The 14,882-nt window shown below is 57.7% G+C and carries 11 protein-coding genes and 2 pseudogenes; 9 read left to right on the forward strand and 4 right to left on the reverse strand.

Annotated features, from left to right (window positions below; translation table 11 throughout):
* Positions 1-442 precede the first annotated feature (442 nt).
* Together LQV39_RS22950 and LQV39_RS22955 are read right to left on the reverse strand one after the other, a co-directional pair.
* Positions 443-1,300 (reverse strand): hypothetical protein, encoded by an 858-nt coding sequence (locus LQV39_RS22950; protein WP_230029501.1) that lies wholly within the window; start codon positions 1,298-1,300, stop codon positions 443-445.
* A 43-nt stretch (positions 1,301-1,343) separates the two neighbouring features.
* Positions 1,344-1,526, reverse strand: a complete 183-nt coding sequence (locus LQV39_RS22955) for a hypothetical protein (protein ID WP_230029502.1) — start codon at positions 1,524-1,526, stop codon at positions 1,344-1,346.
* A 184-nt stretch (positions 1,527-1,710) separates the two neighbouring features.
* On the opposite strand from LQV39_RS22955, the gene LQV39_RS22960 reads away from it, so the two are divergent.
* The 6 genes and pseudogenes from LQV39_RS22960 (at position 1,711) to LQV39_RS22980 (ending at position 9,473) form a co-directional block, all read left to right on the forward strand.
* Entirely contained in the window at positions 1,711-1,953 is a 243-nt protein-coding gene (locus tag LQV39_RS22960; protein ID WP_230029503.1) for a helix-turn-helix domain-containing protein, read from the forward strand.
* Between the two features lie 79 nt (positions 1,954-2,032).
* On the forward strand, positions 2,033-3,598 hold the full coding sequence (locus tag LQV39_RS22965) for a class I SAM-dependent DNA methyltransferase (RefSeq protein WP_230029504.1): 1,566 nt from the start codon (positions 2,033-2,035) through the stop codon (positions 3,596-3,598).
* Positions 3,588-4,937 (forward strand): restriction endonuclease subunit S, encoded by a 1,350-nt coding sequence (locus tag LQV39_RS22970; RefSeq protein WP_230029505.1) that lies wholly within the window; start codon positions 3,588-3,590, stop codon positions 4,935-4,937. Before LQV39_RS22965 ends, LQV39_RS22970 begins: the two co-directional genes overlap by 11 nt.
* Positions 4,938-4,974: 37 nt before the next feature.
* Positions 4,975-7,095 (forward strand): annotated as a pseudogene (locus LQV39_RS22975) (type I restriction endonuclease subunit R); the annotation flags it as partial.
* Positions 7,096-7,161: 66 nt separating this feature from the next.
* Positions 7,162-8,133 (forward strand): annotated as a pseudogene (locus LQV39_RS26495) (DUF3387 domain-containing protein); the annotation flags it as partial.
* Positions 8,134-8,168: 35 nt separating this feature from the next.
* A complete protein-coding gene (locus LQV39_RS22980) occupies positions 8,169-9,473 on the forward strand; it encodes an SIR2 family protein (protein WP_230029507.1) in 1,305 nt (434 codons plus the stop codon).
* Positions 9,474-9,666: 193 nt separating this feature from the next.
* On the opposite strand, the gene LQV39_RS22985 is transcribed toward LQV39_RS22980, so the two are convergent.
* The gene (locus LQV39_RS22985) at positions 9,667-11,430 is read right to left on the reverse strand and encodes a bifunctional 2-polyprenyl-6-hydroxyphenol methylase/3-demethylubiquinol 3-O-methyltransferase UbiG (RefSeq protein WP_230029508.1); all 1,764 of its coding nucleotides are present in this window, start codon (positions 11,428-11,430) and stop codon (positions 9,667-9,669) included.
* 163 nt (positions 11,431-11,593) lie between these two features.
* On the opposite strand from LQV39_RS22985, the gene LQV39_RS22990 reads away from it, so the two are divergent.
* A complete protein-coding gene (locus tag LQV39_RS22990; protein ID WP_230029509.1) occupies positions 11,594-11,821 on the forward strand; it encodes a hypothetical protein in 228 nt (75 codons plus the stop codon).
* A gap of 6 nt (positions 11,822-11,827) precedes the next feature.
* Here the strand turns inward: LQV39_RS22990 and LQV39_RS22995 are convergent, their stop codons facing one another.
* Positions 11,828-12,715 carry a LysR family transcriptional regulator gene (locus LQV39_RS22995; RefSeq protein ID WP_230029510.1) on the reverse strand — a complete coding sequence of 296 codons (888 nt, stop codon included), beginning with the start codon at positions 12,713-12,715 and terminating at the stop codon, positions 11,828-11,830.
* 104 nt (positions 12,716-12,819) lie between these two features.
* Here LQV39_RS22995 and leuC point away from each other — a divergent pair, with 104 nt between their 5' ends.
* Both leuC and leuD read left to right on the forward strand, forming a co-directional pair.
* Positions 12,820-14,226, forward strand: a complete 1,407-nt coding sequence (gene leuC, locus LQV39_RS23000; RefSeq protein WP_230029511.1) for a 3-isopropylmalate dehydratase large subunit — start codon at positions 12,820-12,822, stop codon at positions 14,224-14,226.
* Positions 14,223-14,873 carry a 3-isopropylmalate dehydratase small subunit gene (leuD, locus tag LQV39_RS23005; RefSeq protein ID WP_230029512.1) on the forward strand — a complete coding sequence of 217 codons (651 nt, stop codon included), beginning with the start codon at positions 14,223-14,225 and terminating at the stop codon, positions 14,871-14,873. Before leuC ends, leuD begins: the two co-directional genes overlap by 4 nt.
* The last annotated feature ends 9 nt before the right edge of the window (positions 14,874-14,882 follow it).

Genomic DNA, 14,882 nt, shown 5'->3' on the forward strand with positions numbered 1-14,882 from the left:
CCGCCGCACATAAATCTCTCGATCCCCCGCGTCAGGTAATAGACTCGCCAAGGCGTCTAGGAGGTCTCGTGCGCTCTGTAGACCATTAATGCAGTCGGCTTCTTTGATCTCTCGGGGTAGCGCGATCCAGTCACGCTCATCGCGGAGTCGCCGTTTGCTGTCACCCGTCATTCGGTGCCACAAGCGGGCCACGGCACCGACTGGACGAGGCTTCCGAGGGGTGGGCATCACGGCCTTGGCGTCGTCGACCCAAACGACTTTGGTGCAAGTTGGGCACCGCCCCACAGGCGCTCCGATTCCCGCCCACCATTGCCCGTTCATCCCATCTGACCAGTCCGGTACGTCATCGTAAAAATGCAAGAACGTAAGAACCGAGCGGGTAAAGTACCCTGCGCAGGCAGGGCATTGGTAGAGGGTCGGAGCAGATAGTCGAGTCATGAGGCTATGGTAACTCGGCGCCCTTGCTAACGCGAAGTGGCGCGACCGGAGCATCCTGTTCAAACCTGTCGATAATCTGAGCAACCGCTGGTATCACGATGTCCACCCACGTAGGATGCTGCCAGTGATTCTTGTGCCCGTATCTCATGTCGGGCGCGGAGAGTGGTGTCCTTACCGGCAGGGGCTTGGCCCGACCTGGACTGTAGAAGGCCGCGCGACCGGACGCGATGGCAAGCTGTGGCATAGGCATTACTTCGCCTGCCTTCTGGCCATGGGCGGTTCGTCGCGATCTGGGCGGTTGTTCGAGCCACGCGCGTTTGATGGCAGCGTTTATCTCTTCCACGACCTGATTGCCGAAGACCATGACGATCTGCTCAAACACTCGTTCGCGCCGTCCTTGCTCTGCACAGGCAGCTACATGTGCCGCATGTCGCTTCGCCGCTGTGGCCTTCACATGGGCCTCGTATCGATCTGAACCCATCCAAGCTTCGATGAGTTGCGTCTCGGCCAACGTGCCCGAAAACTCGTTCGGTACCGCTGACGGGTCTTCTTCGTTCGTGCTCAGGATTAAGCTATCCCTAGCCCGTTGCCGTTCTCCGACGTACCCCACGCCGCCGGCTTCGATCTCGCTGTCGAGCGATCTCAGTATTTCTCGCAATGCTTCACGCCTAGTGGAAAAGCAAGAGGGGCCGTCCATTCCATCGTCGATGAGGTAAGACTCCATTGCCAGCTCGTCGTGGGCGTCATTGGACCAGCAGGTGTGCCAGCTACCAGACGGCCCGCGCAGCAGATAGATCGGGCCATACCTGGCCATTATCATTTTGAGGAACGCTGTCCTGATAGGGCTGAGTCTTAGGTTCATAGGTGTCGTGAGGCTGCAAGCGGCGGGCGCCGACGGGGGCAGATCAAACGCAAGTGAAGTGCAGCGTGGACTGCGGGAACTGGCCAAAGAAGCGTGGCGTATCGGTTTCGCTGATCGCTTTGACGTTGTTGCCCCGGCCAGTGCAACGCACCCCGGACTCGTTGAATGTGGCGGCTTTAATCTTGCCTAGGGAGGCCGCCGGGCTATTGCCCTCGCGAGAGATCATGAAGGTGTCGTTCCCGGTCGGGACGATGCCAGTGGTAGAGGCGCAACCGACCAGTACCGCGCAAAGGATAAGAAACTTGGCAAAGTTGCACCTAAAATAAATATTCTTTTCATTGAATGAAAATAAGTCTTGTTGGGGAAGATTGCCCGTGGAAAGAGGCTAATCTTACCCAGAAGATTGGCCTATGCCAATTAGTTCCCCTCACTCGAAAGACGCTGCCCTTGTCGCGTTCGGCGCCGCTGTTCGCGTAGCGCGGACAGTGCGCGGCATTTCACAAGAGGAGTTGGCACATCGAAGTGGTATCGACCGCTCGTACCTCGGTGCGATCGAACGCGGTGAGCAGAACTCGGGCTTGCTGCACCTTGTCAGAATGGCGGCTGCTCTCGATACAACAGTACGCGACCTGATGGAGAAAGCCGGTTTGTAATGCAAATATTGCATTTTGGTACTGCATAAGATGGGATAAGATTGTGGCCGTCAAGAATTAAAGCGCCACGCATCCCTACATGATTGAAGACATCAAGAAAACCCTTTGGGCAACAGCAGACAAGCTGCGCGCCAACATGGACGCCGCTGAGTACAAGCACATCGTGCTGGGCCTAATCTTCGTCAAATATATTTCCGACACGTTCCAGACCCGTCGCGATGAGCTGACGACGCGCTTTGCCGACCCCGCCGACGACTATTTTCTCCACGATGTCGACGCTGAAATGCTCGCCGATGAGCTGGAGGATCGCGATTACTACAAAGAGGTCAACGTATTCTGGGTGCCCGAGGCGGCGCGCTGGGAGACATTGCGCTCCCAAGCTAAGCAAGCCGACATCGGCAAACGCATTGACGATGCCCTCTCGCTGATCGAGGCAGAAAATCCGAAGCTGAAGGGGATTCTCGACAAGCGGTACGCCAGGGTACAGCTCCCGGACGGAAAGCTCGGTGAGTTGGTCGATCTGGTCTCGACCATTGGCTTTGGAGAGTCTGGCGACACGGCCAAAAATCATGCTCGCGATCTTCTCGGACAGGTATATGAATACTTCCTGGGACAGTTCGCCAGTGCGGAAGGCAAGCGCGGTGGCCAGTTCTACACGCCTGCGTCGATCGTCAAGACCTTGGTGGCGGTGCTGGCGCCACATCACGGCAAGGTGTACGACCCGTGCTGCGGTTCGGGCGGTATGTTCGTGCAGTCCGAGCGGTTTATTGAGGCGCATGGCGGCAAGATCGGCGACGTGTCGATCTACGGACAGGAAGCCAACCCCACGACATGGCGGCTGGCAGCGATGAATCTGGCCATCCGTGGTATCGACTTCAATCTAGGAAAAGAGCCGGCTGACACTTTTGTGCGCGATCAGCATGCCGACCTGCGCGCCGACTTCGTGCTGGCTAACCCGCCATTCAATATATCGGACTGGTGGCATGGCAGCCTAGAAGGTGATCCGCGCTGGGTCTACGGCACGCCCCCACAGGGCAACGCTAACTACGCATGGCTTCAGCACATGCTGTACCACCTTAAGTCCACGGGGCGGGCCGGCATCGTGCTCGCCAACGGCTCAATGTCGTCCAGCCAAAACAGTGAAGGTGACATTCGCCGTGCCATGGTCGAGGCCGACAAGATTGAAGTCATGATTGCGCTGCCGGGTCAACTCTTCTTCAACACCCAGATTCCGGCTTGCCTGTGGTTCCTGGTCAAGGAGAAGCGGGTACGTAACGGCGAGGTTTTATTCATCGACGCGCGCAAGCTGGGCAGCATGATCAGCCGCGTGCAGTGCGAGTTCACGGAAGAGGTGATTGACAAGATCGCTGCGACCGTAGCTGCATGGCGCGGCGAATTAGACGCAGGCGAGTATCAGGACGTGGTGGGTTTTTGCCGTAGCGTCGCGCTGGCCGAGATCGCCGAGCATGGACATGTGTTGACGCCGGGGCGTTATGTTGGGGCTGAAGCCGTCGACGATGACGATGGCACATTCGGTGACAAGATGCAAAGATTGACAGAGATGCTGGGCGAGCAGATGGCTCATGGGATGGAGCTCGATCTATTGATACGCCGGCAGCTGGGGGGGCTCGGATATGACTTCTGAAGTTAGTTGGTTGCGAATAGATGAAGTTATTGAGGACATCATAGACCGAAGGGGCATTACGCCACTCAAGCTAGGAGGAGATTTCGTTGAAAGTGGCCACCGAGTTATTTCGGCGAAGCTCATAAAAGATGGACGAATCGATTTAGGTGCTGATGCGCCTCGCTTTGTGGATGCGTCCGTTTACACAAAATGGATGAAGACTCCACTGCGCGCAGGCGATGTGATCATGACATCAGAAGCGCCCCTAGGCGAACTTGCCTATTTAAACCGCGACAAAGACTGGTGCTTGGGTCAACGATTATTCGCGCTTCGGCCTCATCAGGGCATCATTGACGGTCGCTTTCTTTATTATGCTCTACAAACAGGTCAAGTCAGGGCCGATGTTCTTGGAAGGGCAACCGGCACGACAGTCCAAGGAATTCGCCAAGTTGAACTTCGCAAAGTCAAAATCCCAGTTCCCGCACTGCCGGCTCAGCTATATGCAAGTAATATTCTCGGCGCACTTGATGATCGAATCACTCTATTGCGCGAAACGAATGCCACACTAGAAGAAATCGCCCAAACCCTGTTCAAATCTTGGTTCGTGGACTTCGATCCAGTGCGTGCCAAGCAGGAGGGCCGCGAGCCGGAAGGAATGGATGCTGAAACCGCCGCGCTGTTTCCCAATAGCTTCGAAGAATCGAAATTGGGGCTGGTACCGAAGGGGTGGTCTATTGGCACAATTGATCAAGCAACTGCCATGATCATAGATTACAGAGGTAAAACCCCAAAAAAGCTAGGCCGCGATTGGTCGCGTTCAGGCATTCCCGCGGTGTCTGCCAAAAATATAAAAAGAGGTAGATTGGTAGAAAAACAGGCCATGAATTTTGTTGATGGTGAATTGTTCGATTTGTGGATGAAAGATAAACTTGCGCCTGGCGATGTTTTGATGACATCCGAAGCACCACTTGGTGAGCTACTGTATCTTGCAGAGAATCATAATTTCTGCATCAGTCAGCGGGTATTTGCGATGCGCGCAAATCCAAGGAACTGTTTTTCATCTTTTTTATATTTTTCGCTGACGTCAAGTGAGACTCAAGAACGTCTGCGTGCTAGGGCGACAGGTACAACCGTAGTAGGTATTCGGCAGAGTGAACTTAGGAAGGTTGAGATGTTATTTCCTCCGCTTTTAATACAGAAAATGGCCAATGAAATTCTTGGCCCCTGTCTGTTAAAGATCGAAAAAAACGAAGCCTTAAAGGAAACACTAACCACTCTTCGCGACACGCTGCTCCCGCGCTTGATCTCGGGCCAGTTGCGTCTGCCTGAAGCCGCTAACCAAGTAAAGCGCGCAGCCTAATTCCCATCAACAATAATCGCCATTGAGCGGCTTGCCCATGACTGAAGACCAACTCGAACAAGAAACATTGGCATGGCTGAGCGCCACCGGATACAGTCATGTATATGGCCCCGATATCGCGGTTGACGGCAACGCCCCCGAGCGTAGCAATTACCTTCAAGTCGTGCTGGTTGGACGGCTGCGCGGGGCCATCGCCAGACTCAACCCATCGGTACCATATGCCGCCCGCGAGGATGCGCTGCAACAGGTATTAAACTTAGAAAATCCTGTGCTCATATCAGCGAATCGACTGTTCCATCGCATGCTAGTCAACGGCGTGCCCGTCGAGTATCAACGCAATGGCGAGACGCGCGGCGATTTCGTCCGCTTAATTGACTTTGCTAACGTCGCGGCAAACGAATGGCTGGCGGTGAATCAGTTCTCCATTAAAGGGCCGAAGCACACCCGGCGCCCCGACATTATCCTATTCGTCAATGGCCTGCCGTTGGTGCTGCTTGAACTCAAGAATCCAGCCGACGAGAACGCGGACATTTGGAGGGCCTATGACCAGATCGAGACCTACAAGGAGCAAATACCGGACGTGTTCCAGTACAACGAGGTGCTCGTGATCGCGGACGGCACCGAAGCCCGCATGGGTTCGCTGTCCAGTAACGCCGAGCGGTACATGGCGTGGCGCACTATCGACGGCGTCGTGCTCGATCCGCTAGGACAGTTCAATGAGCTTGAAACGCTCGTGCGCGGAGTGTTGGCCCCAGTCTATCTGCTCGACTTCCTTCGCTTCTTCGTCCTGTTTGAGGATGACGGGGCACTAATCAAGAAAATCGCCGGCTATCACCAGTTTCACGCCGTGCGCGCTGCGATCATGCAGGTAGTTGCCGCATCGCGCCCTGGAGGAACCCAAAAGGGTGGCGTGGTATGGCATACCCAAGGATCGGGTAAGAGTATCACCATGACCTGCTTCGCCGCGCGAGTGATGCGGGAGACCACGATGGAGAACCCGACCATTGTGGTCATCACCGATCGCAACGATCTCGATGGCCAGTTGTTTGGCGTGTTCTCCCTGTCGCAAGATCTCCTGCGCGAGCAACCTGTTCAGGCATTGACGAGGCAGGACTTGCGGGCGAAGTTGGCGAACAGACCCTCGGGCGGAATCGTATTCGCCACCATCCAAAAGTTTATGCCGGGGGAGGACGAAGACATGTTCCCGCTTCTGTCTGATCGACATAACATTGTTGTCATTGCTGACGAGGCGCATCGAACGCAGTATGGCTTTGAAGCGAAGCTGAAGACCCGCAAGCTAAAGCCTGAGTTGCTCGCCACGGGGGCGGTATCAGCATCGCAATTAGCCGTCGAAGAGGCGCCAGCGCAGTACTCAGAGCGGTATCAGGTCGGCTATGCGCAGAATCTTCGGGATGCGCTTCCTAATGCCACCTTCGTGGCGTTCACTGGCACGCCGGTATCCAGCGAAGACCGCGACACGCGGGCGGTCTTCGGCGACTACATCCACATCTATGACATGCAGCAGGCCCGCGACGATGGCGCGACGGTGGCGATCTACTATGAGTCGCGCTTAGCGAAGCTGGGGCTAAAAGAAGAATCCCTCGATGTCATCGACGACGAAGTGGAAGAGTTGGCGGAAGATGAGGAGGACGACCAGAAGGCGCTCCTCAAGAGCCGCTGGGCCGCACTAGAAAAAGTTGTGGGTTCCGAGCCACGCATCAAGCAGATTGCCGCCGACCTAGTCCATCACTTCGAAGAGCGTGACAAGGCCCAGACGGGCAAGGCAATGGTAGTGGCCATGAGTCGGGACATCTGTGTGCACTTGTACAACGCGATCATTGAGCTACGGCCTGCCTGGCACGACGACGACCCGGAAAAGGGTGTGATCAAGATCGTGATGACCGGCTCCGCCAGCGACAAGCCGCTGCTACGACCCCATATCTACTCGAAGCAGGTCAAGAAGCGGATGGAGAAGCGATTCAAAGATCCCGGTGATCCAATGCGATTGGTGATCGTCCGGGATATGTGGCTGACCGGCTTCGACGCACCGTGCGTGCACACAATGTACGTGGACAAGCCGATGAAGGGGCACAACCTGATGCAGGCGATCGCGCGCGTCAACCGCGTGTTCCGCGACAAGCAGGGTGGGCTTGTGGTCGATTACATCGGCATCGCTAGCGACCTGAAACAGGCGCTCAAGGAGTACACAGCAAGCAATGGCCGAGGGCGTCCTACTGTCGATGCGCACGAGGCTTACGCCGTGCTGGAGGAGAAGCTGGATGTGTTGCGCGTCATGCTTCACAAAATCGACTATAGCGGCTTCCTGACTGGTGGACACGGCATGCTGGCCAAGGTCGCGAACCATGTGCTCGGCCTGGAAGACGGCAAGAAGCGATTCGGCGATACGGCTCTCGCTATGTCGAAGGCATTTACCCTGTGTTGCACGCTTGATGAGGCTAAGGCCGTGCGTGACGAGGTTGCATTCTTCCAAGCGGTCAAGGTGTTACTGACCAAGAAGGAAATCAGCGCCAAGAAGCGTACGGACGAAGAGCGCGACTTAGCCGTAAGGCAGATTATTGGCTCGGCGCTAGTGTCGAATGAGGTCGTGGACATTTTCAATGCGGCGGGTCTGGAAAAGCCGAACATTGGCATCCTTGATGATGACTTTCTCAACGAGGTGCGCAACCTGCCCGAGCGCAACCTGGCCGTAGAGCTTTTAGAGCGCCTGCTTGAAGGAGAAATCAAAACCCGGTTCGCCACCAACGTTGTGCAAAACAACAAGTTCAGCGAGATGCTGACCAACGTGATCAAGCGGTACCAGAATCGGTCGATCGAGACGGCGCAGGTGATGGAAGAGCTGATCGCCATGGCGAAGAAATTCAGGGAGGAAGCCGAGCGGGGCGCCAACGCTGGCTTGAATGCCGATGAACTGGCTTTCTACGATGCGCTCGCTGAAAACGAGGACTCCGTGCGCGAGTTGGGGGATGAGACGCTAAAGAAGATCGCCCACGAGTTGGCCGACAGCCTGCGTAAGAATGCCAGCGTCGATTGGGCAGTGCGCGACAGCGTGCGCGCCAAGCTGCGCCTGCTCGTAAAACGAATCCTACGCAAGTACAAATATCCGCCCGTGAAGGAGGAGGCGGCTGTTGCCTTGGTTATGCAGCAGGCGGAGACACTGAGCGCGGAGTGGGCTTAAGCTGCAAAAAAAAAGAAATTACATAAGGATACAGATTGAACGCTTATTTTGAAATAGCATACGCTGCAGTTACAAATCGTCTCTGTCTTTTTACTGGAACCGGCTTCTCAAAGGCGGTCACAGAAAATAAAGCTCCAAGTTGGCAAGGGCTTCTAGAGCAAGCATGCGGTCTCCTTCCTAACGGATCTGAGATCATTTCTGCACTATTTCCCAAAGACGGAGAGAACCCTCTAAGTCTTGAGGAAGCCGCACAGGTCATTTCTCTGCAATTCGCGAAGCGCGGGAAAGTGCTTCACGATGATATAGCAGAAATGATATCAAAGCTGGAATGCGTCGGTGACAACGCGGTAATTGAAGAGTTTTTTAAGACCACTCCGCTTCGTGTAGTAACAACGAACTACGATTTGCTTGCCGAAGACCTTGCAGGGGCGGAGCGATGCCAATCGATTTCTCCTGGCTTTCCGATTCCACGTTCATCAACACCCGTCAAAGTATTTCATGTTCATGGTTCTGTTGAATCGCCGCTCAATATGGTGGTAACCTCGGATGATTATTTCCGTTTTATGACAGGTGAAACATATTTTTCCCGTAAACTAAGCACCGTTTTGCATGAAAATACAGTAGTAATTCTTGGGTATTCATTAGCCGACACAAATTTAAAAACAATCATAAACGACTACAAGCGTTTTTCTCGCAGTCACGTCATTGGTGGAAATCTTTTTCTGGTGTCCAGGGGGAAAGTTGCTGGATATTTAAAAGAGTACTACGCGCATTGCTACGGGATTCGAGTAATCGATTCCACGGAAATACATGTGTTTTTCGAAAAGCTTACAAACCAGATGGCAGCAGCGAAAAAGTGTGCAGTTCCGTCAATAGAAAAAATAAAAAAGGTGCTCGAAAATGGCGATACTTATGAGGATAGCTACCTTGGCCAAGAGCAATCGTTTTATGAAGTAACTGCTTCAGTTGCCGCTATAGGGCGGAGCATCAACGACGACGATGTCGTAGCGGCTCTAGGGGAAATAATTAAAAAAAAGATCGGGCTAACTGGTGCTACGGGGGCATGGGAGCAATATCAACATCTTGCACGATGGCTCTGCCACCTAGGCACTATTCTCGAACTCCCCGGCACGTCAATTGAAGCCATCTACCTCAAAGCCGTTTTAAAGTCTATGGATAGTATGTCGAACAAATTTATGTATGGCTCTTCTTGGGATGCCTACAAAGCATGGGACGCGCGGTGGCCCAATATCCTTTGGGCGAATCGCGCTCTGATAAAGGGCCACATAGAGGCGAAGTGCTACAACGACGATGCCCTCGAAATTGTCGGTCGAGAGTAGGGCGTTGATCAAGCTCATGTCGAAGGGGGTTGGCATGTGGGTAGGCCTTAATTAATTGAAATCCTCATAGTGGAGTTGGCGGACACCGCTTCCGCCAAGAATACTGAACTAGAGCCCCATTTGTTGGGGCTTTGTTCTTTGTTCTTTGTGATGCGACGAATATTCAGCGTAATCACCGCATAAACTGCAGGGATTAGCCCGATGTCTGTCGACAGCGCGGTTCCGCTACCTCCACCGCTGGTGGTTTGCGACCTGTGAAACTGGCCGGTTCCCAAGGCCGCAACCCCTGATCCTTGCTCAGCCGGATACGGTGCACCTTCATCGCATCGATAACGTCAGCCGGTTCCGGACTGTTCACGAGTATCGGCAGGGTCTGTGAAGCTTCAAGGAAGAACTGGCGGCGCAAGCCTTCGCCTTGCGTAAGGAAGGCTTCGCGCCACCACTCGCCGATCGTTTCGCTCGCCCGTTCAAGCGCAGCCTGGGTAACAAGCCGATTCGACTTCTGAATATTGATCTGCCGCGCCGCCGGCATCAGGTTCCACGCATCCCCGCAAGGCCAGGCAGCAAAAGGGAAGCAGTGATCGACGTCGTACACGTCGCGCAGGCGGGCGCCGGACCACACGCAGTAGACCGGCTTGCCGGCTGCGCGGATGCGATCGACCGCCGCCCTGGCGAAGCTGGTGTCACGCACCGGATCCACCCAGGCGAGCAGCGAGTATGCAAGCGCGCGGATGTCCGGGCGCCCGTCGTTACAGTAGGACTCGATCAGCCTGACCCATTCCGACACCAGCACCGGCTCGATCCACACGTTGTAATGCGTCAGCGCCTGCCAGATCTCGAGCGGAATGCGGAAGTCACCGAGACTCCACAGGAAGGCTTCGTCGATCTGCAGCTGGGCGGGCGTGGACACCATGCGGCGGCGGGTGACTTCGAAGATCGGATTGTCGCTGGCCGGCCATCGAAGGTAATTCGCCGGCATGTTGCGAATCACTTGAGAGATCTCCGAAAGACTCCGGTGCAGGTGCTTCGCCGTCTGTCCGCTGAACACGGAGCCGATGCGCAGCTCGACTGCGGTGATGGGCCGGAGGGCGAGAAAACTGTCGGTAACGAAGCCGGGGCCCGTGCCCAGCCGCGACGGCGGCATTTGCGGCAGCGCGTTGTCGATTAGCGGCTTGTACATGCGCATCCAGAACAGGGACACCAGGCCGAGCGGAACCACCACGGAGTCCGCCTCGTAGCGGGCCAGGCCCGCCGCGGTATCGGCGATGCGCTCCAGGACACGCAGGAGCGCAATCTTGTACGTCGAGGCCTTCTCGTCGACCAGGATCAGATGCCGCAGCAAGGGAAGGGCGCCGAGACCATCATCAGGAAGACCCAGCACGACGTTGGTCCACGACACCTCGCTCCGGCCAAGCTGGTCCTGGCTATCGTTTGTGCGAACGATGCGGAGGCCGAACTGTTGGGCAAGGTTCGAGAGTTCCGGCAACGAGACCTCGTACATGGCGCGCTCGCTGTCGGGCGGGCCAAGCCGCAGGCTGATCGCGATGCGTCCATTTGGCGCCAGCAGCGTTGCCAGCTTCCTCAAGGCGCGCTGACGCGCCGCCGGCGGGATGTGCATCCAGACGGCGGAGAGGAGGATGAGATCGAAGCTCAGGCCGAGGCGCCGAACGTTCGCAAGGTCCGGCAGGCTGTCGGGCACCCAGTGAATGCGGCTCGAGGGATGCAACTTTCGCGCATGGGCGAGCATGGCCTCGGACGGCTCGACGGCGACCACGTCGTATCCATTCGCCGCGAACCAGGCCGCGTCACGGCCGGAGCCGGCGCCGACATCCAGCACCGTTGCGCCTGGCGGCGGCAGCATGTCGAGGAGGCTTGCGTGGACCTCTTGAAAAGACAGCGACTCGTATTGTTCGACCAGTCGAGGCGCATGCTGTTCGTAGTGAGGGATAGAGGCCATCTCCGGCTGTTCATGATTGTTTAGCTACAGCATATTGCAGTCCGGAAACGCAGCTTGGCGAGTCCAGGATGCGATGTAAAGGGCACTTGACATCGCAAATTACCTAACCTACGATGTAAAGCATGCTTGACACACCGTGAAAAACCCACCGAGGACCAAGGCCATGCCCAAACCATCGCACTGGATCGTTCAGTACCTGTTCGCCGTCGTCTCCATGTTCGGCCTCCTGCTCGTCATCGACCTCCTGATGCGCGACGAAACCTTCGCCCGCGCCTGGCCATCGGCACTGATCTGGGCAGCAATCGCATCCGCCCTCTTTATCGGAACCCGTTATCGCAACATGAAGCGAGGCATCGCCTGCGTCGTGTGCGAGACGCTCGACAAGAAATAAGTGCTCTCACTCGCCATCGCTCTGCAAATGCTTCAACAGGCGCGTCGCCGCCGGCGACTGCGGCAAATGCGCATTCCAGAGAATCTTGAATTTCCGCACGCACCACTTGTCGGTCAGCCGCACGACGCAGAAGCGCGAATTGTCCACGCCTCTCAAGGCAATCTCGGGGATGAGGGCAATCCCCAAACCTTCGGCCACCATATTGCGCATGGCCTCGAAATTGGTGACGAGCACGGACTGCTGGATCCGGCGGTCGAGCACCTGGGCGGCGGCCTGGGACATGGTGTGGATCGAGGCGCCGCTCTGCATCATGATGTGTTTTTCGTCCAGCGTTTCTTCGAAGGCGATGCGCTTGCGCTGGGCGAATTTGTGGGCGCGCGGGACGATCAGCACCAGCTGGTCGGTCACGTAATTTGCTTCCGAGACGCCGGGCATGCTGCCGGAGGGGGCGCAGATGCCCAGGTCGGCTTCGCCTGCCTTGACGGCATGGGCGATCGAATCGCTCAGCTTTTCCACCAGTTCGACCGAGACGCCCGGGTATTGCGCCATGAAGGTATTCAGCTGCGGGGGCAGGTAATAGCACAGCGCCGTCATGTTCACCCAGACGCGCACGCTGCCGGAAACGCCCGCGTGGTGCTCGCTGATGTCGCAGTCCATCTGGCGTAGCTGGCCGAGGATGGCTTTGGCGTGCTTGTAGACGGTCAGGCCGGCCGCAGTCGGTTCCACGCCCCGGCTCTTGCGCCGCAATAAGGCGACGCCGACGGCATTTTCCAGCTCCGACAGGCGGCGGCTGATGGCGGAGGTCACCACATTGCCGGGCTCGGCGGCGGCGGAGATGCTGCCGTGCTCGACGACGAGCACGAACAGGCGCAAGGTATCCAGGTCGTAGCGCATTGGTATCCAGTGATTTGCCGAATTGCGATAGCTCCGCTGACGAATCATCACTCCACGTCAAGGATGCACCCTGTTAGTCTTCTCACCAGACAGGAGACATCCGAATGCCCAAGCAAAAGACACTGTTCGAGAAAATCTGGGAGCGCCATGTCGTCGCGGATTACGCATCGTCGGCGCTGCTGTATATCGACAAGCACCTCGTCAACGAAGTGACGAGCCCCCAGGCCTTCGATGGGCTGCGGCTTGCCAACAGGATGCTGTGGCGTCCGAATTCGGTCATTGCAACGGCCGATCATAACATTCCCACCAAGAACCGGCAGGCTGGCATGCACGACCGCGTAGCCCAGCAGCAGCTGGAGGCGTTGGAGGGGAATTGCGCCGAATTCAAGGTCAATTACTTTTCGCTGCAGGACCCGCGCCAGGGCATCCTGCATGTGGTGGCGCCGGAACTCGGCGATACCTTGCCCGGCACCACCATCGCCTGCGGCGACTCGCATACCACCACCCACGGCGCCTTCGCCGCGCTGGCCTTCGGCGTCGGCACCTCGGATATCGAGCAGGTGCTGTCGACCCAGACCCTGACCATGCCCAAGCTCAAGTCGCTGAACATCCAGGTGGACGGGCCCCTGCCGGACGGTGTGTTCGCCAAGGACCTGGCGCTGGGGATCATCCGCGCCTTCGGCACCGATTGCGGTGCCGGCCACGTGCTGGAATTCTCGGGCAGCACGATTTCGGCCTTGAGCATGGAAGCGCGCATGACCCTCTGTAACATGGCGACCGAAGCCGGGGCGCGCGCCGCGCTGATCGCCGTCGACGAAGTAACGCTGGCCTATCTCAAGGACCGCCCGCTGGCGCCGAGCGGCGCCGAGTGGGACGCGGCCGCCGCTTATTGGAAGACGCTGAAGTCCGACCCCGGCGCCGTCCACGACAGGCAGCTGCGCTTCGATGCGAGCACACTGGCGCCGCAGGTGACCTGGGGCACGACCCCGGCGATGACGGCTTCGATCGACGAAACGGTGCCGACCCCGGACAGCATCGCCGACCCGTCCGCGCGCAAGGCGGCCGAGAATGCGCTGGCCTACATGGGCCTGCGCGGCGGCGAGGCTATCCGCGCCATCAGGCTGGACAAGATCTTCATCGGCTCCTGCACCAATTCGCGCATCGAAGACCTGCGTGCAGCAGCCCAGGTCGTGCGCGGCAAGACCGTCGCCGGCAACATCAAGCAGGCGCTGGTGGTGCCCGGTTCCGGACTGGTCAAGCAGCAGGCCGAAGCCGAAGGACTGGACCGCATCTTCATCGACGCCGGTTTCGAATGGCGCGACGCCGGCTGCTCGATGTGCCTGGGCATGAACGACGACCGCCTGTCGGCCGGGGAGCGCTGCGCGTCCACCTCGAACCGCAATTTCGAAGGGCGGCAAGGCCATGGCGGCCGCAGCCACCTGGTCAGCCCCGCGGTGGCGGCGGCGACGGCCATTGCCGGGCATTTCTGCCTGCCGGGAGAACTGCAATGAAGCCCTTCGACACCCTGCGCTCGAACCTGGTGCCGATCGACCGCGAAAACGTCGACACCGACGCCATCCTGCCGAAGCAGTACATGGCGATCATCACCCGGCTCGGCTTCGGCGACTACCTGTTCGACAGCTGGCGCTACCGCGAGCCCGGCGCCCCCGGCCAGGACAATTCGCGGCGGCCGCCGAATCCGGATTTCGCCCTGAACCAGCCGGCCTACGAAGGCGCGCAGATCATGCTGGCGCGCCGGAACTTCGGCTGCGGTTCCAGCCGCGAGCACGCGGTGTGGGCGATCCAGCAGTACGGCATCCGCGCCCTGGTCGCGCCCAGCTTTGCCGACATCTTCTACGGGAACTGCATCCGCAACGGCCTGCTGCCGGTGCGGCTGCCCGCCGATGCCGTCGATGGCCTGTTCGCGCGGCTGGCCGCGAACCCCCGGCTGCAGGTCTGCATCGACCTCGAGGCCCAGCAGCTGAGCGTGGAGGATGGCGCGCATGTCGAACACCACGGCTTCGGGATCGAGGCGCGCCACAAGGCCACGCTGCGCCAGGGACTGGATGAGATCGACCGCATCCTGGCGGAAAACAAAGCCGCAATTGAAGCGCTCGAAAGCCGCCGCTTCGCGCAGGAACACTGGCTCAGAAAATAAACATTCCGA

The sequence above is a fragment of the Massilia sp. Bi118 genome (genome assembly GCF_918697865.1).
Lineage (GTDB): Bacteria > Pseudomonadota > Gammaproteobacteria > Burkholderiales > Burkholderiaceae_D > Telluria.

What these genes read in the sequence shown, in the direction of transcription:
- LQV39_RS22960 (WP_230029503.1), top strand. Translation starts at nt 1,711, where the DNA reads ATGCCAATTAGTTCCCCTCACTCGAAAGACGCTGCCCTTGTCGCGTTC.
- LQV39_RS22965 (WP_230029504.1), top strand. Translation starts at nt 2,033, where the DNA reads ATGATTGAAGACATCAAGAAAACCCTTTGGGCAACAGCAGACAAGCTG.
- LQV39_RS22950 (WP_230029501.1), bottom strand. Translation starts at nt 1,300, where the DNA reads ATGAACCTAAGACTCAGCCCTATCAGGACAGCGTTCCTCAAAATGATA.
- leuC (WP_230029511.1), top strand. Translation starts at nt 12,820, where the DNA reads ATGCCCAAGCAAAAGACACTGTTCGAGAAAATCTGGGAGCGCCATGTC.
- LQV39_RS22995 (WP_230029510.1), bottom strand. Translation starts at nt 12,715, where the DNA reads ATGCGCTACGACCTGGATACCTTGCGCCTGTTCGTGCTCGTCGTCGAG.
- LQV39_RS22970 (WP_230029505.1), top strand. Translation starts at nt 3,588, where the DNA reads ATGACTTCTGAAGTTAGTTGGTTGCGAATAGATGAAGTTATTGAGGAC.
- LQV39_RS22985 (WP_230029508.1), bottom strand. Translation starts at nt 11,430, where the DNA reads ATGGCCTCTATCCCTCACTACGAACAGCATGCGCCTCGACTGGTCGAA.
- LQV39_RS22990 (WP_230029509.1), top strand. Translation starts at nt 11,594, where the DNA reads ATGCCCAAACCATCGCACTGGATCGTTCAGTACCTGTTCGCCGTCGTC.
- leuD (WP_230029512.1), top strand. Translation starts at nt 14,223, where the DNA reads ATGAAGCCCTTCGACACCCTGCGCTCGAACCTGGTGCCGATCGACCGC.
- LQV39_RS22955 (WP_230029502.1), bottom strand. Translation starts at nt 1,526, where the DNA reads ATGATCTCTCGCGAGGGCAATAGCCCGGCGGCCTCCCTAGGCAAGATT.